The organism is Micromonospora sp. CA-248212 (assembly GCF_050948405.1).
Taxonomy (GTDB): Bacteria; Actinomycetota; Actinomycetes; order Mycobacteriales; family Micromonosporaceae; genus Micromonospora.
The window spans coordinates 6883340-6907030 of record NZ_CP192023.1 but is presented as its reverse complement, the minus strand read 5'-3'; the positions used below and the strand labels follow the sequence as shown (position 1 = coordinate 6907030).

Genomic DNA, 23691 nt, shown 5'->3' with positions numbered 1-23691 from the left:
TCCGCCGGTGGCCGCGCTCGCCCCACCGGTGGCCGCGATCCGGGTGGCGGTCCGTCGCGCGCTGACCCACCTGCCGTCCGGCGGGCCGGTGCTGGTCGCCTGCTCCGGTGGGGCCGACTCGCTGGCCCTGGCGGCGGCGGCCGTGTTCGTGGCGCCCCGGCTGGGTCTTCCCGCCGGCCTGGTGACCGTGGACCACGGACTGCAGGACGGTTCGGCACGGCGCGCGGAGGCGGTGGCCGCCTGGGCCCGAGAGGCCGGGTTCGCGCCGGTCGTGGCGGTGCGGGTGGACGTGGCCGGCCGTCCGGGCGGGCCGGAGGCGGCGGCCCGCCAGGCCCGCTACGAGGCGTTGGCCGAGGCCGCGCGGCAGCACGAGGCGGTCGCGGTGCTCACCGGCCACACGCGCGACGACCAAGCGGAGACGGTGCTGCTCGCACTCGCCCGGGGGGCCGGGCCGCGTGGGCTGGCCGGGATGCCCGATCGGCGGGAGCTGGCCGGGGTTCCGCTGCTGCGTCCGCTGCTCGAGATCGGCCGGGAGCAGACCCGCGCCGCCTGTGCCGTCCTCGGGCTCAGCCCCTGGCAGGACCCGCACAACACCGACCCCTCGTACGCCCGCTCCCGGGTGCGGGCCGACGTGCTGCCGGCGTTGGTACGGGCGCTCGGGCCGGGTGTGGTGGCCAACCTGGCGCGCACCGCCCGGCTGGTGGCGGCGGACAACACCGCCCTCGACGAGATCGCGGCGAGGGCGCTGGTGACATCCCGGCATCCCGCCGGTGGGCTCGCGGTGCCGGAGCTGGCCGGCCTCACCGCCGCCGTACGCGGTCGGGTGCTGCACGCCTGGGCCCTCGAGTTGGGCGCGGTCGGGGGCGCCCTGTCGCACCGGCACGTCGGGGCGCTGGACGCCCTGGTCACCGACTGGCACGGTCAGGGTCCGACCGACCTGCCCGGGGGTGTTCGCGTACTTCGTCGGGGCGACCGACTGGCGGTCCTCAGCTCGGGCTGAGGGCCGCCGCGCCGTCGCTCCGGTCCCGGAAGGTCGTCCGGTAGCTGTGCGGGGTGGCGCCGACCCGGCGGCTGAAGTGGTGGCGCAGCGCGGCGGCGTCACCGAAACCGGCCTGGTCGGCGACGGCCTCCACGCTCAGCGGCGTCTCCTCGAGCAGTCGTCGGGCGAGTAGCACCCGCTGGTTGGTGAGCCAGTCGTGCGGGGTGGTGCCGGTCTCGGCCCGGAACCGCCGGGCGAACGTCCGGGGGGCCATGCCGGCGCGGGCGGCCAGCTCCTCCACCGTGATCGTCCGGTCCAGGTGCCCCATCAGCCACTCCAGCACCGGTTCCAGGGTGGGCGCCTCGGGGGCCTTCGGGATGGGCGCCTCGACGTACTGCGACTGGCCGCCGTCGCGGTGCGGCGGGACCACCATCCGCCGGGCCAGCCGGGTTGCGGTGGCCGAGCCGTGCACCTGGCGGACGAGGTGCAGGCAGGCGTCGATACCGGCCGCGGTGCCGGCGCTGGTGAGCAGCCGACCGTCCTGGACGTACAGGGAGTTGCACCGCACCCGGGCGCGGGGATGCCGGCGTTGCAGCTCGTCCACGTACCGCCAGTGGGTGGTGCACTCCCGGTCGTCGAGCAGTCCGGCCTCGCCGAGCAGGAAGGCCCCGGAGCAGACGCTGATGAGGTGGGCCCCGCGCGCGTCGGCGCGGCGCAACGCGTCGAGCACACAGTCGGGTACGACGGTGCCCTGACCGTGTGCCGGAACGGCCACCAGGTCGGCCTCCTCGAGCGGGGCCAGGTCGGCGTTCGGCGTGAGGTGAAAGCCCGCCGAGGTGCGTACGGCAACGCCGTCGGGACTGCACACGTCGAAGCGGTACGCGGGGAAGCCGTCGGCCGTCCGGTCGGTGCCGAAGACCTCCGCGAGCACCCCGAGCTCGAAGGGAGCGACCTGGTCCAGGGCGAGGACGGCGACGGATCGGAGCATGTGACGAGGGTAACCCGAGAGATGGCAGTAAATCGATGCCCAATGGCATCTCTGCCACTGTCCGGGCGGCGCGCGTCGGCGCAGACTGGTCTCAGTCCGGTGCGCACCGGCGGCGAAACCGACAGCAATCATGCGAAAGTGAGCGCCGCCATGGAGTTCCTGTTCTTCCTCCTGTTCCTCGTCCTGCTCGTCGCCGCCTCGGCGGCGAACCTCACCGTGGACAGCCACGACTCGGCCGACTGGAAGCCCAGCGAGGACGGCCGCCGCTGGCGGTCCCGTACCAGCTGATGCCTTTTAGCACCCTTCGCGGTAAAAATCCTGGGCGGGACCGTGCCGAAAGGTGCGGCCCCGCCGACGGAGGCCATCCGACGTACGGCAGGCTAGGAGTCATGGCTGACGGCTCCTGGTACGACGCCGACATCGACCACGTGATCATCTCCGAGGCGCAGATCCGCGAGAAGACAGCGGAACTGGCCAAGCAGGTCTCCGCCGACTACGCCCACGTGGGCGACGGACTGCTGCTGGTCTGCGTGCTCAAGGGCGCGGTGATGTTCATGGCGGACTTCGCCCGGGCGCTGGGCCGAAGCGGCCCCCCGGCCGAACTCGACTTCATGGCCATCTCCTCCTACGGCCAGGGCACGACCTCCTCCGGGGTGGTCCGCATCCTCAAGGACCTCGACCGCGACATCGCCGGCCGGCACGTCGTGGTCGTCGAGGACATCGTCGACTCCGGGCTGACGCTCTCCTGGCTGCTGCGCTACCTGGAGTCGCGCTCGGCGGCGAGCGTCGAGGTGGTCGCGCTCTTCCGTAAGCCGGACGCGGTCAAGGTGCCGGTGCCGGTGAAGTACGTCGGCTTCGACATCCCCACCGAGTTCGTGGTCGGCTACGGCCTCGACTTCGGCGAGCGCTACCGGGAACTGCCCTACGTCGGGGTGCTCAAGCCCGAGGTCTACGCCCGCTCCTGAACCCGGTCGCCGGCCCGCCGCCGACCCGGGTGAAGGCGATTCGTATCGGCGTTCATCAAGCAGACGTTCAGCGGGCTCTCAGCTCTTGCGGTTACGGTGGACCCCGGTGGCGTGGAGGTAACTCCGCGTCCGGCCCCTCGACCGCGTGACCGAACGTTCGGGTGGCCGGGCCGGACTCCCCGCCACGCCGGTTACCACCCGGACCCGATTCGATGGTGCACGACCGCGGGGCTCACCAGCTCGCTCCTCGCGTACACCGCTGTGATTGTGTACGACTGCGGGGCTCGCAAGCTCACTCCTCGCGTACACGGTGTACCGTCGAATGACCGCGGCGCGGCAGTTTCGGTGCCTCGGGGTCGAGCCGGCCCGCACGGCGGCTCCGGCCGCCGCTCACCGCGGCGACACCATCAGACGGTCAGGACGTCGATCAGGAGGATGCGGGCGCTCCGGCGCTCGACAACAGTATGGAACGTACGCGTTTCTTCCGCCGACCGGTGGTCTGGATCATCCTGGTCATCCTCGGCGCCGTTGTGCTCAGTCAGCTGTTCACCGCTGGTCCCAGCTACCACCGCGTGGACACTTCCGTTGCGCTCGACCAGCTCCACACCGCACAGATCAACAAGGTCATCTTTCAGGACAAGGAGCAGACGCTCCAGCTCGACCTGAAGAACAAGACCAAGTTCGGTGAGACCACCACTGACCGGATCGAAGCCCAGTTCCCGTACCAGGTGGGCGACGAGGTCTGGAACGAGGTGCTCGCGGCCAAGGCGGCCAACCGGGTGACCGGCCCGGCCGACGCCAAGGTCTCCTCGGACAGCATCTGGGTGAGCCTGCTGGTCAACCTGCTGCCGATCGCGCTGCTCGTGCTCCTGCTGCTGTTCTTCATGTCGCAGATGCAGGGCGGCGGCTCCCGGGTGCTCAACTTCGGCAAGTCCAAGGCGAAGATGATCACCAAGGACACCCCCAAGACGACCTTCGCGGACGTCGCGGGTGCCGAGGAGGCCGTCGAAGAGCTGTACGAGATCAAGGACTTCCTGCAGAACCCGGCCAAGTACCAGGCCCTGGGCGCCAAGATCCCGAAGGGCGTGCTGCTGTTCGGCCCGCCCGGAACGGGTAAGACGCTGCTGGCCCGCGCAGTCGCCGGCGAGGCCGGGGTGCCCTTCTACTCGATCTCCGGCTCCGACTTCGTGGAGATGTTCGTCGGCGTCGGCGCCAGCCGGGTCCGTGACCTGTTCGAGCAGGCCAAGACGAACGCCCCGGCGATCGTCTTCGTCGACGAGATCGACGCCGTCGGCCGGCACCGTGGCGCCGGCATGGGCGGCGGCCACGACGAGCGGGAGCAGACGCTCAACCAACTGCTCGTCGAGATGGACGGCTTCGACACCAAGGGCGGGGTCATCCTGATCGCGGCCACCAACCGGCCGGACATCCTCGACCCGGCGCTGCTGCGCCCGGGCCGGTTCGACCGGCAGATCCCGGTGGACGCCCCCGACATGGAGGGCCGTAAGGCCATCCTGCGGGTGCACGCCAAGGGCAAGCCGTTCACGCCGGACGTCGACCTCGACGCGGTGGCCCGTCGCACGCCGGGCTTCAGCGGCGCCGACCTGGCCAATGTGATCAACGAGTCGGCCCTGCTCACCGCTCGCAAGGAGCAGCGCGCGATCTCCAACGACTCACTCGAAGAGTCGATCGACCGCGTCGTCGCCGGTCCGCAGCGGCGGACCCGGGTGATGAGCGACCAGGAAAAGAAGATCACCGCGTACCACGAGGGTGGCCACGCGCTGGTCGCCTGGGCGCTGCCGCACGCCGCGCCGGTGCACAAGGTGACGATCCTGTCCCGTGGCCGCTCGCTGGGCCACACCCTGGTGCTGCCGACCGAGGACAAGTACACCCAGACCCGCGCCGAAATGATCGACACCCTGGCGTACGCGCTGGGCGGCCGGGCCGCCGAGGAACTGGTCTTCCACGAGCCGACCACCGGTGCCGGCAACGACATCGAGAAGGCCACCCAGCTGGCCCGCGCGATGATCACCCAGTACGGCATGAGCTCCAAGCTCGGCGCGATCAAGTACGGCACCAGCGGGGACGAGCCGTTCCTCGGCCGCAACATGGGCCACGAGCGGGACTACTCGGACTCGGTGGCCGCCGAGATCGACGGCGAGATGCGGGCCCTGATCGAGCTGGCGCACGACGAGGCGTGGGAGATCCTGGTCGAGTACCGGGACGTCCTGGACAACATCGTGCTCGAGCTGATGGAGAAGGAGACCCTCTCCACGGCCGACATGGCGCGGATCTGCTCCCGGGTGGTCAAGCGCCCGCCGCTCGCCCCGTACAACGGGTTCGGCAAGCGCCAGCCGTCCACCGAGCCGCCCGTGCTCACCCCCGCGGAGAAGGACAAGCTCAAGGCGCAGGCCGAAGCCGACGGCGCGCAGGCGTCCGTCGGCGGCGGGTCGCCGTCCAGCAACAACTCGGACGGTACGCACTGAGCAACGACCCGACGGCCAGCTCCCCCCACGGGGAGCTGGCCGTTTCCGCGACCGAACCCGACGGGGACGACGAGCTGGACTACGTCGCCGCCCGGTTGATCAGCGGCAAGCTGACCGGTCGTCCCGTCGAGGACGCGGTCGACCTCGGCCGGATCGAGAGAGCCGTCCGCGAGATCCTGATCGCGGTCGGCGAGGACCCGGACCGGGACGGCCTCCAACAGACCCCGGCCCGGGTCGCCCGCGCGTACGCCGAACTCTTCGCTGGCCTGCGCGTCGACCCGGCGCAGGTGCTCAGCACCACCTTCGAGGCCAACCACGAAGAGCTGGTGATCGTCCGCGACATCGACGTGATGAGCCTCTGCGAGCACCACCTGCTGCCGTTCCGGGGTAGCGCGCACATCGGCTACATCCCCGGCCCGGACGGGCGGATCACCGGCCTGTCCAAGCTGGCCCGCCTCGTCGAGGTGTTCGCCCGCCGACCCCAGGTGCAGGAGCGGCTCACCTCGCAGGTGGCCGACCTGCTGATGAGCAGGCTGGCCCCGCGCGGCGTCGTCGTCGTGCTGGAATGCGAGCACATGTGCATGGCGATGCGCGGCATCCAGAAGTCCGGCGCCAAGACCATCACGTCGGCGGTGCGCGGCATCCTGCAGACGGACTCGAAGTCGCGGGCCGAGGCGATGGCCCTGATCCTTCCCCGTTGACCCACCCGCGCGACCGCCGGCTGGGTAGCCGGTGGGTCAGCCGGCCAGCAGAGCCAGCAGCAGGCCGGTCGTGACCAGGACCGCCGGCACCAGGCAGACCAGCACGCCGAAGCGCACCGTGCGGTCCACCTGGTCGTCGGGGGCGGCACGGAACACCCGGCCGACACACACCCAGCCGACGACGAAGGCGGCCGCCGGCATCGGCAGCCCGCCGACCAGGGCCAGCACGCTGGCCGGGCCCGACCCGGTCGTCGCGTACACGATGATCTGGATCAGCGGCACCAGCAGCGCCAGCGGCCCGTACACCAGGAGGTTTCGGGCCCGCGCGGGCCAGGAGGTCGGTCGGAGGCCGCGGCGCGCGGCCAACGCCGCGTCCGCCGCCTCGGCCCGACCCCGTGCGGTCCGCAGCGCCGCCAGGACGGCGGCCGGGCCGCCGGCCATCGACCGGGCGGCCTCCGTCAGCTCCGGTGGCGACGGCACCAGCGAGATCGCCGGTACGCCCCGCTCCCGCAACCGCTCCTGCTGGGTCGCCAACCCGGCGCGCACCACCGTCAGCTCCTCCCGGGCGGCTTCCGCCGAGCGGGCCTGCTCACCGGCGGCGGTCGCCGCGCCGCGCCGGACCGCATCGAGCTGACGGGCCGCCGCCAGGTACTCGGCCCAGGCGTCGACAGGCGCCGTGCCAGCGTCCGGACCGGCGGTCCGCTGCGGACCCGGACCGGTCGCCGTCGCCCTCACCTCGGCACCCTCCCTACGCATCGCCGGCTCAACCCGCATCGCCCGCGCGCCCCGTCTCGTCCGGTAGCCCTGCCTCGTCTGGTCGCCCCGTCTCGTCCGGTCTCCTCGTTTCGTCCGGTCTCCTCGTCTCCTCCGCGAACGGCACCAGGATCGTGCCCCGCTCGTCGGGACCATCCCACAGCGCCGCCCGGTCCGGACGCGCCCGCCACTGGACCGGCCTGCCGAACACGGCGGCGAGCTGCGCGGCCGGCACGTCCAGCGCCACGACGGCGGCCAGTTTGTCGACCTCGCCGTCCGGCTCCAGCAGCGCGGCGAACGGCGGCACCGCCCGCCACCAACCCAGCAGGTGCCGGCCCGCCGGTGGCCCGTCCCGCAGCAGCGCCCGCAACCGATCCGCCGGCAGATCCCGGGGACCGGGCCGATCCAACCCGAAGACCACCAGGTACGTCGGCAGCTCGTCGTCGGCGTCCGCCAACAGCGTTGGCAGGTCCACCAGTCGGGCCGGATGACGGGCGGCCAGCTCGGCCGTCAACGCCTCCGCCAGCGGGCGAGCCCCCTGGTCGGGTGCGGCCACCACGAACCGGGCGGTGCCCGCCGCATGGTGGCTCGCGGTGCTCCGGGCCGCCGTCGCCAGCAGGCCACCCGCCGCCGCGCCCGAGCCCAGCACCGCGAGGTTACGTCCAGGAGCAGGCCCCATCGGTACGGCGACCGGCGTGCGGGCCACGTCCACCGCACGGCCCAGCAAGGCCGCCGGGCCACCTGCCTGCCCCGCCAGGGCCGCCCGGTGACGCGGATCGTTGCCCAGCAGCGGACGGGCGTACCCGGCGAACACCACGGGCGGCACCGCCTCCGACGGTCGGGCCGCCCACAGCTCGTGTCGCAGCCGTTCGACCACCGCCGGATCGTCGAGCGGATCGGGGTGGCGGATCAACCGCTCGTGACCACGGATCGCGCCACGTGGGCCGCCCAACCCTCCGGCGGTGTTCACCACCGCGCTGCCCACCGGCAGACCGGCGGCCGAATCGTTTGTCGGCTCCAACACCGGGCCGCCACCCGGCAACGCCACCCGTACCGGAAACTGCCCGAGCGCCGAATCCCGGTGCCCGGCGTCCGAGCGGGCACTCAACCCCAGCTCACCCGCGCCGGCCAGCACCAGGTGCACGCCGTACGCCCGACCGGACCGGGCCAACGCGTCCACCTGCGCGGCCAGCTCGGTGGCCAGCCGATCCCGCTCGGCGAAGAGCAACGGCATATTGTCCACCACACAGACGATGCGAGGCAGCGGGCGGTGCTGGCGCAGCTCCGCGAAGCGCTGCCCGCCGGCCCGCTCCGCCGCCTCCGCGCGGCGCCGCACCTCGGCCGTCAGCTGGTCGAACAGGTCCCGGACGTACTCCCGGTCGGCAGCCATGGCCGCCGCCCGCACGTGCGGAACCCAGGAGCGGTCCCGCTCGGTCTGCAGAAACTCCACGAACGACTCGCCGTCGCCCAGGTCGGCCAGGTAGAGCGTCAGATCGTCCGGACCGTACCGGGCGACCAGCCCCAGCAGGGCGGTGGTCAGGAACGCGGCACGACCCGCGTCGGACCGGCCACTCACCAACCAGTGCGGCGTCAGCTCCGTGAAGCCCAGCTGCACCGGCCGACCGCCCGCGTCACCCACCATCGTGGTGAGGCTGTCCGAGGCATCCGCCGTCCACCGGCCGTCACCCGTCTCCGGCAACAGATCCGCCAACGCCAACCGGGAGCCCGCCTCCACCTGGGCGGCCAGCCGCCGACAGACCGCGTCGACGAGATCCGCCGGTGGGTCCGTCTCCACGAAGACCGGTGAGTTCATCCCACCCGGCGCCTCGGCCCCGGGGCTGGCGAACGATGCGCCCGGCGGGTCGCCGAGCAGCGCGTACGCGTTGCGCAACACCAGCGAGGTGGCCCGGGGCAACGGATCCCGGGACGCGTACGGGCCGGACGGCGGCCACCCCGCCACCACCAGGTGCAGCCCCGCCGCCGGCCCCTGCTCGGCCAGCGTCTCGATCCGCGCCAGATCGGTCGGGCCGGTCAACTCCGGCAGCGCGGCGACCACCAGCAGCAGCGTACGGTCGTGACGACGCCGTCCGCTCGCCCCCGGCGTCACCCACTGCTCCGCCTCCGTCAACACCGCGCGCAGACCCGCCACGTCCACCGCCGGCGGGGGTAGCAGCCCGGCGTCGGCCAGCGCGCCGAACGGCGTCAGCACGGCACCCGTGGCGTCCACCGCGCGTACCAACAGCGCGCCCGCGGGCGCGGCACCCAGCAGCCGCAGCACCACGGCCCGCAGCAGGCCCGCCACCCGAGGCTCCCGCCCGTCGGCATCCACGCTCAGATGCCCCGTACCGACCAGCGGCACCAGAGCGGGAAACCGGGCGTCGTCCAGGGGCGCCGCCGTGCCGACCCGTACGAACGGTGGTGGGCCGTCACCCGCCGGAGAGCCCACGTCGAGTGAGTCCAGAGCGGCTCCCGACCAGCCCGGGGCCAGCCGCGCGGCAACCAGCTGAAGCCGCTCGGCCAACTCGTACTGGCGGCGCTGATCAGCAGGGGCCGGGCGCACCTCGTCGAGGATCCCGGCGGCGGCGGTGACGACAGCGGCAGCCCGGCGGTGCAGCGCCGCGGCGCGGTTCGTGCGTGCCTTCGGACCGGCCACCGTGTCCACCCCCTCACCCGAGGTCGGCAACCCCTCCCCGAGCAGTGACGGTATCCCAGCCAGAGCCCCACCTCCGGGAGGTACCGCGGCGGTGCGCCGGTGTTGTCGCGGATGTCACCGGTGGGGAGTGGTCCGTCACGATCCGCTGGATCTGAGGCATTGGCTCCGCGCCGTCCAGCCGTTAACGTCAGGAGGTGGAATCAGTGCAGCCCCCCGCCGGTTCCCAGGTCTCCCGCGTACCGGCCCAGCGGACTCCGTCCGAACAGCTGCCGCCGGCCCCGCCAACGCCGGCACCACAGCCGCGACGTCGCCGGCTGCGCACCGTGCTCATCGTTGTCGGTGGTGTGCTCGCGCTGCTCCTGCTCGGCGGGGTGGCGACAGGTTTCGTGCTCTACAACCGCGCCGCCGCCCCGGACCGCAGCGCCCCCGACGTGGTCGTCGACAACTACCTGCGGGCCTTCCTCGTAGACCGCAACGATGCTCGAGCCAATTTGTATACGTGCGAAGGTCCAACGCAGCTGGATTCAGTTCGCTCGCTAAGAACCGACCTCGTTGCTCGTGAGCAGCAACTGGACGTCACCATCATGGTCAGTTGGGGGAGCCTTGCTGTAGAGAAGCACGGTAAGGATGCCTCCGTCGTAACAACAATCCGCCGCAGCGCTACTGTCGATGGCGCCCAGCAGAGCCTGACTGACATGTGGCAGTTCGAGGTCAGCGAGCAGGATGGTTGGCGGGTTTGCAGCGCAGCTGAGGTTAGTTAACGGCTACTCGATCCACAGCAGATGGACGGGTACCTCGAGCGTGGTGGGTGACTGGCCACGCCAGGCCCAGCGGTACCACTCCACCTCGGGCGTGATCCGCACGCAGATGTCGCCCTCGGCGCCCGAGTAGGTTTCGGTCACCGCCCGCATGTCCCGGTGTTCGCGTCCGTCCTCAACGTGCACCACCCGGCGTCCGGTGACCGCGTCCGCTTCGAACACGGGGGTGGGAGCGCGGTGGGAGGGGCCGTCGAGCGAGACCAAGCGGATGCCGGTGTCCCGTACGCCCTCCGTTGCGGGCCGTTCACCGACCGTCTCCACCCACACCCGCTCCACCGGCACCAGCGGCGCGAACACCTCGACCTGGTCGGCCTCGGCCCGGTACCACTCGTGTTCGGGGATGACCGGCACGTAGGTTCGGGCACCCTGCACGACCCGGTCGTCCGCGCGCAGGTCTCCACGCCAGCCCAGCCCGGGCAGACCCACGAGCACCCGCTGCCCGCGCAGCTCCACGCGCCCGGTGGCGGGCACGATGGTCAGGGGGCGGGGTGGCCGGGGCGCCCAGTCGGGTTGGTCGGCGAACGGGTCCGGCAGCGGTCCGGTCATGCCAGTGACCGCCTCACTCCGCGGCGCGCAGCGGAGCGCCCCGCTGGCGCATGAAGGGGATCGGGTCGGTCGCGCCCCGGCTGGACCGGTCGCTGCGCAGGTGCACCTCGAAGTGCAGGTGCGGTCCGGACGAATTCCCGCTGCTGCCGACCTGTCCGATCACCTCGCCGGCGGGGACGATCTGGTCCGGCGAAACGCGCGGCTGGACCACCATGTGGCAGTAACGGGTGATGTAACCACCGGCGTGCAGGATGTCGACGAACCAACCACAGCCACCCTTGCCCGGATAACCGTCCACGTCGCAACTCCGGCGCCCCTTGTTGTCCGGGTCGCAGCGGGCAACGAGCACTCGGCCGGTGGCCGCGGCACGGATCTCGGTGCCCTTCGCCGCTCCGATGTCGACACCGTTGTGGCTGGGTCGATCGGCGGTCCGGAAACCGGAGCCGACGTCGCCGGAGATCGGCGCCGTCCAGCCGGAGGCGGCGATCTCGCCGCGCTCGGCCGCGTCGCACACCGCCTTGCCGTTGATCTGAACGGTGCGAGCCGCACCACCGGCGAGTGCGTCCACGATCTTGCCGGCCAGCTCCTCGTGCTTGGCATACGCGTCCGGATAGGCGCTGACCTGGACCTGCTGTGCCACGACGGTCAGCGGTCGACGTTGCCAGCTGCGCACCTTGACGAGTTTCTCGTAGAACTTCCGGGCGGTGTACGCGGGTGTCATCCGCTCGGCGATCGAGCCCCAACCCGGACGCTGCTGAAAGAGGCCCAACGAGTCGTGGTCGGCACCGACGCCCTCGTGTGGCAGGGACAGCGACTCGGGCACGCCACTGTTGGCCAGGTTGCGCAGGGCGGACTCCTGCATCGCCGTGGCGAGGGCGATCACCCAACCACGCGAGGGAACCCCCATGTCCTGACCGACCTTGATAATGATCGCCGCGTTGCGGACCTGCGCGTCACCGTACTCGCTGAACCGGGGTAGCTCGCCGGTGATGTCGACGGGACGCACCGGCCCGCAGCCCCAGCCGGCCAGGGCGTCCCCATTCTCCTCGTCGCCGCCGAGACCACTGAGGAAGAATGCCGCCGTCCCCCCGGTGCAGCAGAGCAGGAGCAGTACGCCGGTGAGTACCGAGGCGATCACGCCGGCCCGGACCGGCCGACGAAGAGCGCGGCCTGCTCTGCCGGCGGTCACTGTCGCTCCCAGTCGATGACGTCGACCAGCCAACTCTTGTCCGCCATCACCAGCTCCAAACGGAGACGGCCGGTGTTGAGCGGTAGCAGCACCTCGACGAAGGTCTCGGTGCGTGACCGCACCGTCGGCGGGCCGGTCACCTCCTCGGCCGGCACCCCGCCGGGCTCGGCGCCGGCCAGCTTCTCGGTGAGCGCCGGCGTCGACATCGGCCGTAGCCCGGCCTGCCACTGGTCGGCAGTCATGCCGGGCCGGCCGATCCAGGCCGAGGCGAACCGGTCGGCGATCTGCTCGGGCGAACGAGCACCGGGTGGAGTGACCGGCGATGGAGGTGCCTCGGTGGCGATCAGACCATCGTCACCAGCCGTCGGGTCGACCGTGGTGATCGGCCGGTTCGGCCGGTTGCTCAACCCGTCCGTCGGGTCGGTCGGACCGGACACCAGGCGCGCCGCTCCGATCACCCCGAAGATGAGGACCGCGATCAGCGCGGCCATCCCCAGCCGGGATCGCAGTGCCCGGGTGAAGAGAAACTCCAGCGCCCGTCGCATCGCTGTCACCGAGCCTCGGAACGCACCCGCGGTCCGGTGCGATCCGGCGCACGTTCGGTGGAGCCCGGCCGATAGACCACGAACGACGGGTTCTCGGCCGGAACGTCGGGTTCGGTCCACGTCGCCGGTTGCCGGCGACGAGGCTGCGGCGGCACGGGACGGTCTCGACCGCCGGTCTCCCCGATCGGTGCCTCGTCGGCGCGTTCGTGACCATCGGGCCGAACGTCGTCGGTGCGTCGGCTGCCGGCCGGGGTGGGCGTCGGCGTCGGGCCCGCGTCTTCCCGGCGGGCCTCCGGGCGCAGCCGGGTCTGCTCGGCGTCTGGTGACCGGCGGCGCCCGCCCACCGGTTCCACCGTGCCGCCGGGCTCCACGACATCGAGTCGCGCCGCGACCCGCATGTCACGGAAGAAGCGGCGGTGCCAGGAGCCGGCCGAACTGACCGCCTCGCTGCTGTCCTTACCGCCAAGCTGGGTGATCCGCCGGTACGGCCGTAGCAGTAGCCAACCGACCACTCCGCACAACCACACCAGGACCACCTGGAGCCATCCGGGAAGGGTGGGCGTACTCATGATCAAATCGACCGCGAACAGGTAGATGGCGGCCCCGGTGCCGAAGATGGCGATGTTGAAGATCGCGGCGACGACGGCGTTCGCCAGCCGTCGCAGACCGGCGCTGGCCGGTCGGAGCAGCCCCACGGTGCCCAGGATGGGCGCCGCGATCACCGCCCACCTGAAGATGAGGAACCCCAGCAGGACCAGAAGCGACGCCGTCAGGTCGAACATGGCGAACAGCACCGAGGCCAGCACCGCGATGAACCCCGCCCCGACCCGGTCCATGTCCCGGACGCCCTGGAGGTATTCGTACGCCTCCGGGTCCTCGGTCTGGATCTGCTGGGCCACCCGCGCCCACTGCTGCTGCTTCGCCTTGATCGTCGCCTCCCGGGTGGCCGGGTTGGCGCGCAACTTCTCAACCTCGTCCCACGACAGCGCCTTGGCGTCGTACAGCGCCGGTCCGTACTTGCGAGCCGTCTCGCTGTCGGCCGACCCGAGGACACCTCGGACCCAGTTTCGGTAGAGCATCGTCTCGGTAGCGGTGTCGCTCGCGCGAACGGCCGGCGTGCGCAGGTCTTTACAGCGGTCTGGATCAATGCATCGCCCTGGGTCGGGCTCTTTTGCTTGCGGGCCTACCGCGTCGTGGACCACACCGAGGCTGGTGATCAGCGTGCCGTCCGCGATGTTCGCCGACTTCACCGGCCAGGCGGCCAGCGCGGTGACGGCGACCATCACGAGGAGAGCCCAACCCGCGGTGGTCATCGCGTTGCTCATGTCCGACTGGCGGGAGCGCCAGAGTAGGTAGAGGCCCACCACGCACAGCGTGACGATCCCGAAGACGCTGAACACCTTCTCGTAGACGGACTTCGTCGCCTTCTCGACCAGCGGGTCCGCCCAGCCCCACATGGAACGGGGATCCCAGGCACGCTCGCGCAACGCGTTCGATGCGCCGATGACCGCCGTGGCGACCATGAACTCCCCGTTGGCCACCGTCGTCGTGAACTTGTAATCCGGATGCAGGACGCTCGATGCGCAGCCACCGTCGATGTCGTAAGTGTTGTAGCTGTAACCCGCGTACCCATAGAGGCTGTAGCGACCGGCTATGCCGTTCGCCGCCTCAGCCGGTGGTGCTGCGGCGAACCAGCCGGCGAGGCCGGAGTCGGGTGTGCCCGGGGTCGGCGCGTTGCGGCACTTGACCTCGTCCTCGCTGACCGCCTGGAGCTTCCCCACGCAGGCCCGGAAGTCGGCCTGCCACTCGGCGGTGGTGCAGAGTTCGGCTCGGGCCTGGGTGACGGGTGGGGCGGCTGCGGCCGCTTCCGCGCCGAGCAGCGGCCAACTGAGGGTGGCCCCTGCCAGGACGCCGAGCGCGAGCAGGAACGACGTGATCCGAACCCGGGCCCCAGCCATGTCACGCCTCCAGATCGGGCAGGGAGATGCTCGGTAGGACTCCGGCCGCCGCGGCGATCGCGGCGGGTGTCGTGTCGAGGTGGTCCAGCAGGCCGTCGACGTACGAGACGTCGACCCGGACCTTCTGCACCCGGCCGTCGACGTCGCGCATCACGAACTCCCGGAAGCCGAGGCGGGAGGCCGAGTTGCTGTCGGCGGCGGAGAGCGAGGCCAGGGTGGCCTCGTACCCGTCGTTGACCGGTACCCGCAGCAGTCGCAGCGCCTCGGAGGCGATCTCGGCGTCTTCGGCGATCCGGCCGACGAAGACGGTGGAGACGAGGTTCTGCACGTCGAGGCCGAGGATGTCGCGGGGGTTCTGCGAGGCGACCAGCGCGGCGAGGTTCCACTTCCGGGAGTCGCGGGCGAGCCGGACCAGGAACGAACGCCCGGACCGCCAGCCCTCCATGAAGTGCGCCTCGTCGAGGCCGACCAGCTTGCGGGACGACATCGACCCGCCGTAGCAGCGGCGGACGGCGAGCCGGTGCGCGGTGTGCAGCATCGGCAGGGCGAGGGCCTCCTCGGCCGACCAGTACTCACGTTCGATCTTGAGGTCGGGCAGCCGGAGCCCGGCCATGGTGATCACGGTGAGCGCCGCGTCCGCGCCCAGCAGCCCTTCGGGCGGCCGGCCGAAGAACAGCATGGCGAGCGGCATCTCGGCGGTGTCCAGGAGGAGGTTCGCCAACTCCTTGCCGGCGTCGTCGTCGAGCCGCCCGAGGCAGCTCACCACGTCGTCCAGGGTGGACGTCTCCTCGGCGGGTACCTGCCGGACGGCGTGCCGGAACAGGGTGGCGGTCGACGCCTCCCGGGCCACCTGCGGCGGCACGAGCATCATGCAGATGTCCTGGACCAGCATGCGGCGTTCGGCCCGCGCGTTGGAGACGGCGATCTCGAACTCACGGTCGCCGGCGGCCCCGCTGGCGAACTCGCTGCGCAGGGGCGTGGGGATGAGCGAGTAGGGCGCCAGGGTGCCGTGCTCGGAGCCGGTCAGGTTCAACACCCGGGAGTACGGGCGCAGCTCGGGCATGGCACAGAGCCGGGCCAGCGGCCCGGACGGGTCGAGGAGGGTCACCTGCACACCCCGTCGGGCGGCGAGGTAGCCCAGCGCGCCGAGCAGGGTCGACTTGCCGCCACCCGGCTCGGCGACGAACACCGCGAGCCCGGAGCGTTCGCGTACCTCCATGGGGAAGTGCAGGTCGAGGAAGACCGGACGACGGCAGGTGCCGGCGGTACGCCCGATCAGGTCGCCCCGGCGGTCGCCGACGGTGGAGGCGGCCTGCGGGAGCGCGGCGGCGAGCAGCGGGACGGGCATCCGGCGGACGTAGCCGGTGTTGGCGATCGGTTCGCCGGGGATGAACTCGCGGGCCAGCCAGTCCTGGTTCTTCGGGTGCTGCAGCGAGATGCGCAGCTCGCGGGAGTAGAGCTGGATGAGCCGGCGGGCCCGCTCCAGGCACTCCTCCCTGGTCCGGCCGCCGACGGCGATGCGGTGCCAGCCGTGTGCGCGCGCCGAGTCGACGGGCAGGCCGGTGGTCATCTCGTCGCCGATCACCAGCGCCCGCTTGGCGAGGCGTTCCAGCTCCGGGGGAGCGTCGATGCCGTGCTCGGCGTAGTCGAGCTGCTGGGAGCGGATCATGCGGAGCCGGTGCTCGAGGTTACGGAACGAGTCACCGGAGCCGAGGATGTCGACCCGGGTGGAGATCTCCATCGGCCAGGGCAGTCGTTCGTGGAAGTGCAGCCACGGCTCGTGCCGTTCCGGGATCTCCAGCGGTTCCATCCGGCCGACGGCGAGCACGGCCACGTGCCGTTCCTCGCCGGTCATCCGGTTGACCAGCTTGACGGTCGAGCCGTACGGGGTGCGGTAGCGCTCGACCTGTTCGGTCAGGGCGAGCAGGTCACCGCGCTCCCACTGCCCGTCGGTCACCGGCGAGAGGCGACCCGGGGGCGCCATGCACAGCGCGACCGAGCGGTAGAGCAGCCATTCCAGCTCCTGCGCGGTGACCCGTCGGCCACGCATGCCGAACGCGCCGAGCACCTCGTCGAACTGCTCGACCGTGCGACCCAGCTTGCGACGCTCGCCCTCCGCCGTGCCCCGGCCGAAGGTGCGGAGCAGCCGTTCGGTCATGGAGTCGCCGAGGGAACGCCGGGCGAAGGTGACGCCCAGGTAGGTCTGCCCCTCGGCGTGGTTGACCGCCATCAGGTGCCGTTGGGCGGCGACCAGGTGGTCCGCCCAGCCGGTCGTTCCAGGCACGTCGGGCAGCGGCGCGGCCGTGTGGGTGTCGATGGTGCGTGCCCACTCGTCGGCCGGGAACGGCCGGGTGGTCCGGCGCAGGTGCAGCCGGAAGCCGGCGAGGCCCGCGTACTGCTCGGAGATCGCCGACAGCAGCGCCTCGCGTTCGGCGTCGGGGCGGAAGGCCCAGCGCACCTCGGGCAGCCAGTACCAGGCGGTCACCGTGTTCGGCGTGAAGGTCAGGTGGCCGGCGATCTCGGTGATGGCCAGCTCGACCGATGGGTCCCGGTCACCGAACTTGATTTTCGGAGCGCGGACCCGGACCGGCTTGATCGGCCGGTCCTGACGGTTCGCGGCCCGCTGGCGGGGCGTGGTGACCTCTCTGCCGGCGCCGGTGGGTCGCTCCGTCCGGGTGGTCCGGTGCGGCCCGCGTTCCAGGGCCGGCCGGTCGACCGGCGCGGTCGGCTGCTCTGCCGGGGCGCTCGGACGCTGCACCGGCGCCGCCGTCTGCCCGGCCGATGTGCTGCTGGACACCCGGCTCGCCGGGCCGCTGGACGGCGGCGCGGGCGCGGCTGGGGCGGTCTGCTCGACCTCGACCGTGGGCTGCGGCATCGGCCGTCGGTCGCCCGCCTGGTGTGGCAACCGGGGCTCGACGGTCGGACGGGTGTCGATCCGGTGGCCACTGCTGGAGGGGTCGTCCGGTGTCCACGGTGGCTCCAGCTCGGGAGCCGGCCGGGTCGGCGTCGGCGGTTGCTGCGGGATCGCCGGCTGGGGCCGGCTGGCGGGAGCCGCCGTCACGGCCCGGGGCCGCGCGCCACCGAACAGGTCCAGGAAGGGCGAGTCGATGTCGGCGTTGTCGCCGGCCGAGACCGTGCTCGGCTCGGTGGGAGGCGTCCGGCGGGTGACCGGCCGGGGTGCCTGGAACACGCCGACCGCGCCGTGACCGGGCGAGGTCACCAGCGCGGGATCGAGTGCGACGTCATCCTCGGTCTCGGGGTAGTCAAACGACTGCGAACGGTGACTGGCCGGCACGGCCGGGCGGCCGGCCGGGGAGCCCGGCGTGGAAGAGCGACTCATGCGACCGCCTCACCCGCGTGAAACAGACCGATCGACGTGCCCCCGGTCATGCCAGCTCCTCCCGGATCCTGATCCGGCTGCCGACCAGGCGCGGGTCGCGCTGCTCGATCGCCGGCTCCCGGGTGCGTCGCCAGTCGGTCAGCGCGGTGCGGATGACCACCCGCGCCGGCCGGTCTGGATCAACGTGCCGGAAGATGAACGACGTGGTCACGATGGCGAGCGCGATCTCCCAGGCAGGGAAGAGGTCGACCGTCAACGTGAACAGCCAGTGGATGAACATGTAGAGGGGGACGAGCAGGATGAAGAGCCCGTACTGGGCGTAGGGCAGGTGGACCGGAAGGGTGTAGCCGGGCGGCCCGAGGTAGACCAGGCGGGCCCGGTAGATGTCGTCGTCGGTGCGCAGCCGCATCTGGTGACCGCGCCTATTCGAAGATCAGGTCGATCAGGTAATCGCCGACGAAGAAGAGTGTTGCCGCGCCGGCGATGAAGGCCAGCCCGACGATGGCGATCGCCGAGCTCGTCAGGACCTTGGAAATCTCGCCCCGACTGGCGCGACCGATGAAGATGACGCCCAGGACCGCGAGCAGGATCGGCGCGATCTTGCTGGCGAAGAAGGTGACCACACCGTTGGTGTCGATCCCCTTCGGTGCCGGCTCCGCGAGCGGAGCCGAGGCCAGGGTGGAGAGCGCGTGGGCGACGCCGGACGACGCCGTCTCCATGAGCTCGAAGGCGATCACTGGAACCTCCCCATATCGCGGCCGGCGGAGCCGCGGCGGTGCAGTAGGCAAGCCTGGCGGGAAATCTGCTCACAGGGCGGAGCGATTTCGACCCTGTGTTCGTTACTCACCACGGAGGGTGGCGAGCTTTGGGCGGTTTTTACCCGCTTCGGCCCTCCCTCCAGACTTCGCCATCTCCATGCTGGCCAATTCCAAAGCGTACGGGCCGCCCCGGATTGCGACAAGCCGCGAAGGGACTGCCTGTTGCTGCCCGGACGACCGATCGTACACCTGTTCCAATGCGCACGTCAGGGATGGTCGACCCGGGTGGCCGAGCTCCGTCGTCATGACCGGTACGGTCTAGTCGTGACCGATCTGGTACGGGCTCCGGGCCCGGTGGTGATGGGCGTCCTCAACGTCACGCCGGACTCCTTCTCCGACGGCGGACGGTACGCCGACCTCGACGCGGCCGTCGGACACGGCGTCCGTCTGCGCGAGGCCGGGGCGGACCTGGTCGACATCGGCGGCGAGTCGACCCGCCCGGGCGCCGACCGGGTCGACGCGGCGACCGAGGCCGAACGCGTACTGCCGGTCATCCGCGAGCTGAGCGCCGCCGGGGTGCCGGTCAGCATCGACACCAGCCGCGCGCGGGTGGCCGAGGCGGCGCTGGACGCCGGCGCCGTGGTGGTCAACGACGTCTCCGGCGGACTGGCCGACCCCGACATGGCCCGCGTCGTGCGGGACGCCGGCTGCCCCTGGGTCCTCATGCACTGGCGTGGCCACTCCCGGCAGATGCGTGACCTGGCCAGCTACACCGATGTGGTGACCGACGTACGCGTGGAGCTCGGGCAGCGCGTCGACGCGGCGCTGGCCGCCGGGGTGGCCGCCGACCGCATCGTCGTCGACCCCGGCCTCGGTTTCGCCAAGACGGCCGCCCACAACTGGGAACTCAGCGCGCGCCTACCGGAGCTGCTGGACCTCGGATACCCGCTGCTCTTCGGCGCCAGCCGCAAGTCCTACCTCGGTCGCCTGCTCGCCGCCGCCGACGGCACACCGCGGCCAACCGCCCAACGCGAGGCCGCCACCGTGGCCACCAGCGTGCTGGCCGTCGCGGCCGGTGCGTGGGGCGTACGCGTGCACGACGTGCGGGCCACCGCGGACGCGCTTGCCGTCTGGACCGCCACCGGCCGGCCGCGCCTCACGCCCGTCCGTCCCGACGGCCGGCCGGTCGGCCGTGCGGAGGCCATCCGATGAATGACCGGATCCAGCTGACCGGCCTGCGGGCCCACGGCCGGCACGGGGTGTACGACTTCGAGCGGGAGCAGGGGCAGGATTTCGTGGTCGACGCCGTCCTCGAACTGGACCTCGGCCCGGCCGCCGCCAGCGACGACGTCACCGCCACGGTCCACTACGGCGAACTGGCCGAGCGGCTGGTGGCGGTGGTGACCGGAGAACCGGTCAACCTGATCGAGACCCTGGCCGACCGGCTGCTCACGGTCTGTCTGGCCGACGAGCGGGTCGTCACCGCGACGGTCACCGTGCACAAGCCGGAGGCGCCGGTGCCGCACACGTTCACCGACGTGGCCGTCACGATGACCCGGACGCGTACCCGATGACCCGGGCCGTGCTGTCGCTCGGCAGCAACCTCGGCGATCGCCTGGACCACCTCCGGACGGCCGTCGCGACGCTGGGTGACGCCGTGCTGGTGGTCTCCGGGGTGTACGAGACTCCACCGTGGGGAGACGCCAACCAGCCCGCGTACCTCAATGCGGTGGTGCTCGCCCAGGACGGGAGCGCGACCCCGCGCGACTGGCTGGCGCGGGCCCACGACGCGGAGCGCGCGGCCGGTCGGGTCCGTGACCCGGGGCGGCGGTTCGGGCCGCGCACCCTCGACGTGGACGTGATCGCGGTGTGGGGCGACGACGACGAGCCGGTGCTCAGCGACGAGGAGGAGCTGACCCTGCCGCATCCCCGCGCACACCTGCGCGCGTTCGTGCTGCGGCCGTGGATCGACATCCAACCGTACGGGCGGTTGCCCGGCCATGGCTGGCTGACCGACCTGCTCACCTCCGGCCCGGCCGCCGACGACGCGCTGGAACTGCGTTCCCGGCCGGAACTGACGTTAGAGTCGACGACATGACCCAGTGGAGCCGGCCGGCATGAGTCAGGCGAAGTCCCCACCGCCGGGCCCCGACGGGTCGCGGATGGGCCCCACCCGGATCTCGACGCTGGTCGTGGCGGCCCTGGCCGCGGCGGCGGTGGCCTGGCTGCTGATCAGCGCGCTCTACTACAGCGGCATCCCCCGCCTGCCGTGGCTGCCGGTGGTGACGCTGGCCGCGCTCGCGGTCCTGGAGGCGTACGCGGCCGTCAACACGCGCGGCCGCATCGACCGGAAGCCCGGTCGGGATCCGGTCAATCCGCTGCTGGTCGCCCGGTTCGTGGTGCTGGCCAAGGCGTCGGCGCTGGCGGGCTCCATCTTCGCCGGTTTCTACGCCGGGCTCAGCGGGTGGCTCTTCGTGGAGACAACCCGGGCGGCCACCGAGGACCGGCCGGCCGCCGGAGGCGGGTTGCTGGCGTCGCTGGCGCTGGTGGGCGCCGCGTTGTGGTTGGAACGTTCCTGCCGCGTCCCGGAGCGCCCGGACGACGAGCACGAGCAGGACCAGCGCGAGAGCCGCCCCGGCCAGCGCTGAGCAGGGGGTTACGTCCGGCTCCCACCGCGGGTACGGTGCCTCCGATCGGAGAGCAACGGCCGCCCCGGTCCATCCGGGTGCCGGGACGGAAGCGGCCGGCCACTGGGGAGGCGGTGCCATGGGGTACGAAGACACGGGCCGGGAGCGGTCGGTCGACCCCACGCCCGCGGTTCCCGCCGCCGTCCTGGAGAACGTCTTCGACGATCCCACCCACGGCGAGCCGGGCCGCGACCGCGTCGGCGTGCACGTGTTCTGGGAGTTCCTGCTGCTGGCCGGTCTGGCTGCCCTGGGCTGGCTGCTCTGGCGGGCCGACCCGGACGCGCTGCGCGGTGCCGACCTGCGCACGTTGCTGGTCGACGCGGTCGGCCTGGGGCTGCTCGCTCTCGCCGCCGGGCTGAGTCTGCGCACCGCCGCCCCCAACCTGGCCATCGGGCCGGTGGCGGTCGCCGCCGCGCTGCACTACGCGGAGCAGGGTGACCGGGGCCTGGCCGCGTCCGTGGGGTCGGCGGTCGTGGTCGCCGCGGTGGGTGGTCTCGTGCTGGCGCTCGCCGTGGTGGCACTGCAGGTGCCCGCGTGGGCGGCGAGCCTGGCCGGTGCCGCCGGCGTGGTGGTGTACATCGAACGCCGGTCTGCGCCGGTGCTGGTGCAGGGGGACTACGACCCGAGGCGGACGGCCGGCTACCTCTTCGCCGGGTTCGCCGCCGTCGCGGTCCTCGGCGGTCTGTTCGGCGCGATCCGCGCGATCCGCCGGTTGGTGGGCCGGTACCGGCCGGTTGCCGATCCGGCCCGGCGCCGGGGCGCGCTGGCCGCCGTGGTCACCGCGCTGGCGCTCGTCGGCTCCACCGTGCTGGCCGCGCTCGCCGGGGTCCTGCTCGCCGCCAACCCTCCCGGCGTCGTCACGCCCACTTCCGGGCTGGACTGGACCGTGCTGGCCATCGGTGTGTCCCTGCTCGGCGGCACCAGCGCGTACGGCCGGCGCGGCGGCGTGTTCGGCACGGTGCTGGCGGTCGGCCTGGTCACCGTCTTCGAGGCGTACGCGCCGGAGCGCGACTGGTCGGTGAGCCGCTGGGCGGTGGGCGGGGTGGCGCTCGGTGTCGGGCTGTTGGCGACCCGACTGGTCGAGACGTTCGGGCGGCCCCGGCCGGGTGTGGTGGAGAAGCCGGAGCCCGTCGGCGACGGCACGATCAGCTCGGGTTGGAGCGTGCCCCGGCCCCAGTCGGCCGACAACTGGCCGCCGACCCTGCCGACGCCGCCCGCGCCGGAACCGGCCGACCCGTGGCGGGATCCCCGCTGGGAGGACGGCCCGCGGCGCTGGGATGTCGGCGACCGGTGAGCCGTGTGGCGTCCGCCGAGCCGGCGGTGATCTCGACCGTTAGGCTCGCCGCATGACCGACACACCACCCGCCGCGCCCGGCGGAACCTCGTTCGAGGAACTCGACGCGCTGTCCACGGAGGAGTTGCGGGAGCGGGCGTTCGCCCTGGCCCGGGAGCGCCGCGACGTGGGCTTCTACTGGTCGGTGCTGCGCCATCTGCCGAACGCGGACGAGGCCACGGTGCTGGACGGCGCGCCGAACTCGATCGGCCCGACCATCGACGAGGCGAACGCGTTGTGGCGGGAGTTGACCGGGCACGGCTACGAGGAGTCGGCACCGCTGCTGCGGGCCGCCTTCATCGACTATCTGTTGAAGCACTGAGCCGCCCGACGCAGCCCAGGTCCGCCCGGTCGGCCGGCAGGGGCCCTGGGCGGATCATGGGATTGGTCCGTACGGGCCCGGTCAGCGGCTACGGGACGGCCGCCGGCACCGGCGCGCTCGCCGTACTGCTGCTGGTCGGCATCTGTGGCAGCCCGGCGTACACCGGTTGGGCCGCCGCGACGCTTACCGACCCGACCTCGGCGGGCGGCTTCTACCTGCGCCTGCTCGCCTGGCCGGCCTGGCGACTGGACGCGGACGGGCAGGCCGGCGGCCTGTTCGCCGCCGACCTGCGGGCCGTCGCGCTGGTGCTCCTGGCGGTGGCGCTGCTCTACCTGCTGCCCGCCGCGCAGGTGGCCCGGGTACCCGGGCCGGTCAGCCAGTTCTTCTCCGGCTGGGCCGCGTACGTGTTGGCCGGCGGGCTCGCCGCCGTGCTGGCGGCGCTCCTCGGCCCGGACCCGTCGCTGCTGAAGGCGCTGCAGGATGCGAGCAGCGGCGCCGGCTACGGCTTCCTCACCGGCTGGATCATCGGCACCGCGAGCCTCGGCGGCCGGGCCTAGCCGCCAGCCCAGCAGACCGGACCCAGCGGACCGGACCGCCAGCCGGCCAGCCCAGCGGACCGGGTCCAGCCGCCACGCCGAGCGGACTCAGCCAGGGGCCGGGTGGGCCGGCC

General features: G+C 72.3%; 23 protein-coding genes. 13 read left to right on the top strand and 10 right to left on the bottom strand.

Annotated elements, in window-relative coordinates; translation table 11 throughout:
• The first annotated feature begins 7 nt into the window (after positions 1 to 7).
• Positions 8 to 1000, top strand: a complete 993-nt coding sequence (tilS, locus tag ACQP03_RS32525) for a tRNA lysidine(34) synthetase TilS (protein WP_357132799.1) — start codon at positions 8 to 10, stop codon at positions 998 to 1000.
• Here the strand turns inward: tilS and ACQP03_RS32520 are convergent.
• On the bottom strand, positions 987 to 1967 hold the full coding sequence (locus tag ACQP03_RS32520; RefSeq protein WP_357132797.1) for a GlxA family transcriptional regulator: 981 nt from the start codon (positions 1965 to 1967) through the stop codon (positions 987 to 989). The genes tilS and ACQP03_RS32520 overlap by 14 nt on opposite strands.
• A gap of 138 nt (positions 1968 to 2105) precedes the next feature.
• Between ACQP03_RS32520 and ACQP03_RS32515 the strand changes: the two genes are divergently transcribed.
• The 4 genes from ACQP03_RS32515 to folE all read left to right on the top strand — a co-directional run bounded on the left by ACQP03_RS32515 (position 2106) and on the right by folE (position 6119).
• Complete coding sequence (locus ACQP03_RS32515) at positions 2106 to 2255, top strand: hypothetical protein (RefSeq protein ID WP_355052605.1); 150 nt, start codon at positions 2106 to 2108, stop codon at positions 2253 to 2255.
• A 101-nt stretch (positions 2256 to 2356) separates the two neighbouring features.
• Positions 2357 to 2932: a hypoxanthine phosphoribosyltransferase gene (gene hpt, locus ACQP03_RS32510; RefSeq protein ID WP_357132795.1), complete on the top strand. Its 576-nt coding sequence runs from the start codon at positions 2357 to 2359 to the stop codon at positions 2930 to 2932.
• Between the two features lie 464 nt (positions 2933 to 3396).
• On the top strand, positions 3397 to 5418 hold the full coding sequence (gene ftsH, locus ACQP03_RS32505; protein WP_357132793.1) for an ATP-dependent zinc metalloprotease FtsH: 2022 nt from the start codon (positions 3397 to 3399) through the stop codon (positions 5416 to 5418).
• A gap of 35 nt (positions 5419 to 5453) precedes the next feature.
• Positions 5454 to 6119 (top strand): GTP cyclohydrolase I FolE, encoded by a 666-nt coding sequence (folE, locus tag ACQP03_RS32500; RefSeq protein ID WP_357132965.1) that lies wholly within the window; start codon positions 5454 to 5456, stop codon positions 6117 to 6119.
• Between the two features lie 36 nt (positions 6120 to 6155).
• On the opposite strand, the gene ACQP03_RS32495 is transcribed toward folE, so the two are convergent.
• Together ACQP03_RS32495 and ACQP03_RS32490 are read right to left on the bottom strand one after the other, a co-directional pair.
• Positions 6156 to 6875, bottom strand: coding sequence for a hypothetical protein (locus tag ACQP03_RS32495; RefSeq protein WP_433459570.1), 720 nt, complete (start codon positions 6873 to 6875; stop codon positions 6156 to 6158).
• Positions 6876 to 6882: 7 nt separating this feature from the next.
• A complete protein-coding gene (locus tag ACQP03_RS32490; RefSeq protein ID WP_433459567.1) occupies positions 6883 to 9534 on the bottom strand; it encodes an FtsK/SpoIIIE domain-containing protein in 2652 nt (883 codons plus the stop codon).
• 194 nt (positions 9535 to 9728) lie between these two features.
• On the opposite strand from ACQP03_RS32490, the gene ACQP03_RS32485 reads away from it, so the two are divergent.
• On the top strand, positions 9729 to 10286 hold the full coding sequence (locus ACQP03_RS32485) for a hypothetical protein (RefSeq protein ID WP_396832505.1): 558 nt from the start codon (positions 9729 to 9731) through the stop codon (positions 10284 to 10286).
• Between the two features lie 3 nt (positions 10287 to 10289).
• On the opposite strand, the gene ACQP03_RS32480 is transcribed toward ACQP03_RS32485, so the two are convergent.
• From ACQP03_RS32480 to ACQP03_RS32450, 7 genes are read right to left on the bottom strand one after another with little or no spacing between them, the layout of a single operon-like run.
• The gene (locus ACQP03_RS32480) at positions 10290 to 10889 is read right to left on the bottom strand and encodes a hypothetical protein (RefSeq protein WP_357132785.1); all 600 of its coding nucleotides are present in this window, start codon (positions 10887 to 10889) and stop codon (positions 10290 to 10292) included.
• 13 nt (positions 10890 to 10902) lie between these two features.
• A complete protein-coding gene (locus tag ACQP03_RS32475) occupies positions 10903 to 12078 on the bottom strand; it encodes a M23 family metallopeptidase (RefSeq protein ID WP_396832479.1) in 1176 nt (391 codons plus the stop codon).
• Entirely contained in the window at positions 12075 to 12632 is a 558-nt protein-coding gene (locus ACQP03_RS32470; RefSeq protein WP_357132781.1) for a hypothetical protein, read from the bottom strand. Before ACQP03_RS32470 ends, ACQP03_RS32475 begins: the two co-directional genes overlap by 4 nt.
• The gene (locus tag ACQP03_RS32465) at positions 12629 to 14581 is read right to left on the bottom strand and encodes an MFS transporter (RefSeq protein ID WP_396832478.1); all 1953 of its coding nucleotides are present in this window, start codon (positions 14579 to 14581) and stop codon (positions 12629 to 12631) included. Before ACQP03_RS32465 ends, ACQP03_RS32470 begins: the two co-directional genes overlap by 4 nt.
• 1 nt (position 14582) lies before the next feature.
• Positions 14583 to 17921, bottom strand: a complete 3339-nt coding sequence (locus ACQP03_RS32460; RefSeq protein ID WP_396832477.1) for an ATP-binding protein — start codon at positions 17919 to 17921, stop codon at positions 14583 to 14585.
• Between the two features lie 46 nt (positions 17922 to 17967).
• Positions 17968 to 18330, bottom strand: a complete 363-nt coding sequence (locus ACQP03_RS32455; protein WP_204942430.1) for a hypothetical protein — start codon at positions 18328 to 18330, stop codon at positions 17968 to 17970.
• A 13-nt stretch (positions 18331 to 18343) separates the two neighbouring features.
• Complete coding sequence (locus tag ACQP03_RS32450) at positions 18344 to 18658, bottom strand: hypothetical protein (RefSeq protein ID WP_053654780.1); 315 nt, start codon at positions 18656 to 18658, stop codon at positions 18344 to 18346.
• A gap of 345 nt (positions 18659 to 19003) precedes the next feature.
• Here ACQP03_RS32450 and folP point away from each other — a divergent pair, with 345 nt between their 5' ends.
• From folP to ACQP03_RS32415, 7 genes are all read left to right on the top strand, one after another.
• Entirely contained in the window at positions 19004 to 19891 is an 888-nt protein-coding gene (gene folP / locus ACQP03_RS32445; RefSeq protein WP_357132774.1) for a dihydropteroate synthase, read from the top strand.
• The gene (folB, locus tag ACQP03_RS32440; protein WP_357132772.1) at positions 19888 to 20253 is read left to right on the top strand and encodes a dihydroneopterin aldolase; all 366 of its coding nucleotides are present in this window, start codon (positions 19888 to 19890) and stop codon (positions 20251 to 20253) included. The genes folP and folB overlap by 4 nt, the downstream gene beginning before the upstream one ends.
• Complete coding sequence (gene folK / locus ACQP03_RS32435) at positions 20250 to 20777, top strand: 2-amino-4-hydroxy-6-hydroxymethyldihydropteridine diphosphokinase (protein ID WP_433459559.1); 528 nt, start codon at positions 20250 to 20252, stop codon at positions 20775 to 20777. Before folB ends, folK begins: the two co-directional genes overlap by 4 nt.
• A gap of 19 nt (positions 20778 to 20796) precedes the next feature.
• Positions 20797 to 21327 carry a DUF3180 domain-containing protein gene (locus ACQP03_RS32430; protein ID WP_357172610.1) on the top strand — a complete coding sequence of 177 codons (531 nt, stop codon included), beginning with the start codon at positions 20797 to 20799 and terminating at the stop codon, positions 21325 to 21327.
• A 118-nt stretch (positions 21328 to 21445) separates the two neighbouring features.
• A complete protein-coding gene (locus ACQP03_RS32425) occupies positions 21446 to 22660 on the top strand; it encodes an ABC transporter permease (protein WP_357172607.1) in 1215 nt (404 codons plus the stop codon).
• Between the two features lie 52 nt (positions 22661 to 22712).
• Complete coding sequence (locus ACQP03_RS32420) at positions 22713 to 23021, top strand: hypothetical protein (protein WP_357132764.1); 309 nt, start codon at positions 22713 to 22715, stop codon at positions 23019 to 23021.
• Positions 23022 to 23077: 56 nt separating this feature from the next.
• Positions 23078 to 23578, top strand: coding sequence for a hypothetical protein (locus ACQP03_RS32415; RefSeq protein WP_357132762.1), 501 nt, complete (start codon positions 23078 to 23080; stop codon positions 23576 to 23578).
• Positions 23579 to 23691 lie beyond the last annotated feature (113 nt).

Excerpts from the sequence above, each read along its gene's own strand:
- ACQP03_RS32520 (WP_357132797.1), bottom strand. The coding sequence starts at position 1,967 with ATGCTCCGATCCGTCGCCGTCCTCGCCCTGGACCAGGTCGCTCCCTTC.
- hpt (WP_357132795.1), top strand. The coding sequence starts at position 2,357 with ATGGCTGACGGCTCCTGGTACGACGCCGACATCGACCACGTGATCATC.
- ftsH (WP_357132793.1), top strand. The coding sequence starts at position 3,397 with ATGGAACGTACGCGTTTCTTCCGCCGACCGGTGGTCTGGATCATCCTG.
- ACQP03_RS32495 (WP_433459570.1), bottom strand. The coding sequence starts at position 6,875 with ATGCGTAGGGAGGGTGCCGAGGTGAGGGCGACGGCGACCGGTCCGGGT.
- ACQP03_RS32480 (WP_357132785.1), bottom strand. The coding sequence starts at position 10,889 with ATGACCGGACCGCTGCCGGACCCGTTCGCCGACCAACCCGACTGGGCG.
- ACQP03_RS32465 (WP_396832478.1), bottom strand. The coding sequence starts at position 14,581 with ATGGCTGGGGCCCGGGTTCGGATCACGTCGTTCCTGCTCGCGCTCGGC.
- ACQP03_RS32460 (WP_396832477.1), bottom strand. The coding sequence starts at position 17,921 with ATGAGTCGCTCTTCCACGCCGGGCTCCCCGGCCGGCCGCCCGGCCGTG.
- ACQP03_RS32455 (WP_204942430.1), bottom strand. The coding sequence starts at position 18,330 with ATGCGGCTGCGCACCGACGACGACATCTACCGGGCCCGCCTGGTCTAC.
- folB (WP_357132772.1), top strand. The coding sequence starts at position 19,888 with ATGAATGACCGGATCCAGCTGACCGGCCTGCGGGCCCACGGCCGGCAC.
- folK (WP_433459559.1), top strand. The coding sequence starts at position 20,250 with ATGACCCGGGCCGTGCTGTCGCTCGGCAGCAACCTCGGCGATCGCCTG.
- ACQP03_RS32430 (WP_357172610.1), top strand. The coding sequence starts at position 20,797 with ATGAGTCAGGCGAAGTCCCCACCGCCGGGCCCCGACGGGTCGCGGATG.
- ACQP03_RS32425 (WP_357172607.1), top strand. The coding sequence starts at position 21,446 with ATGGGGTACGAAGACACGGGCCGGGAGCGGTCGGTCGACCCCACGCCC.
- ACQP03_RS32420 (WP_357132764.1), top strand. The coding sequence starts at position 22,713 with ATGACCGACACACCACCCGCCGCGCCCGGCGGAACCTCGTTCGAGGAA.
- ACQP03_RS32415 (WP_357132762.1), top strand. The coding sequence starts at position 23,078 with ATGGGATTGGTCCGTACGGGCCCGGTCAGCGGCTACGGGACGGCCGCC.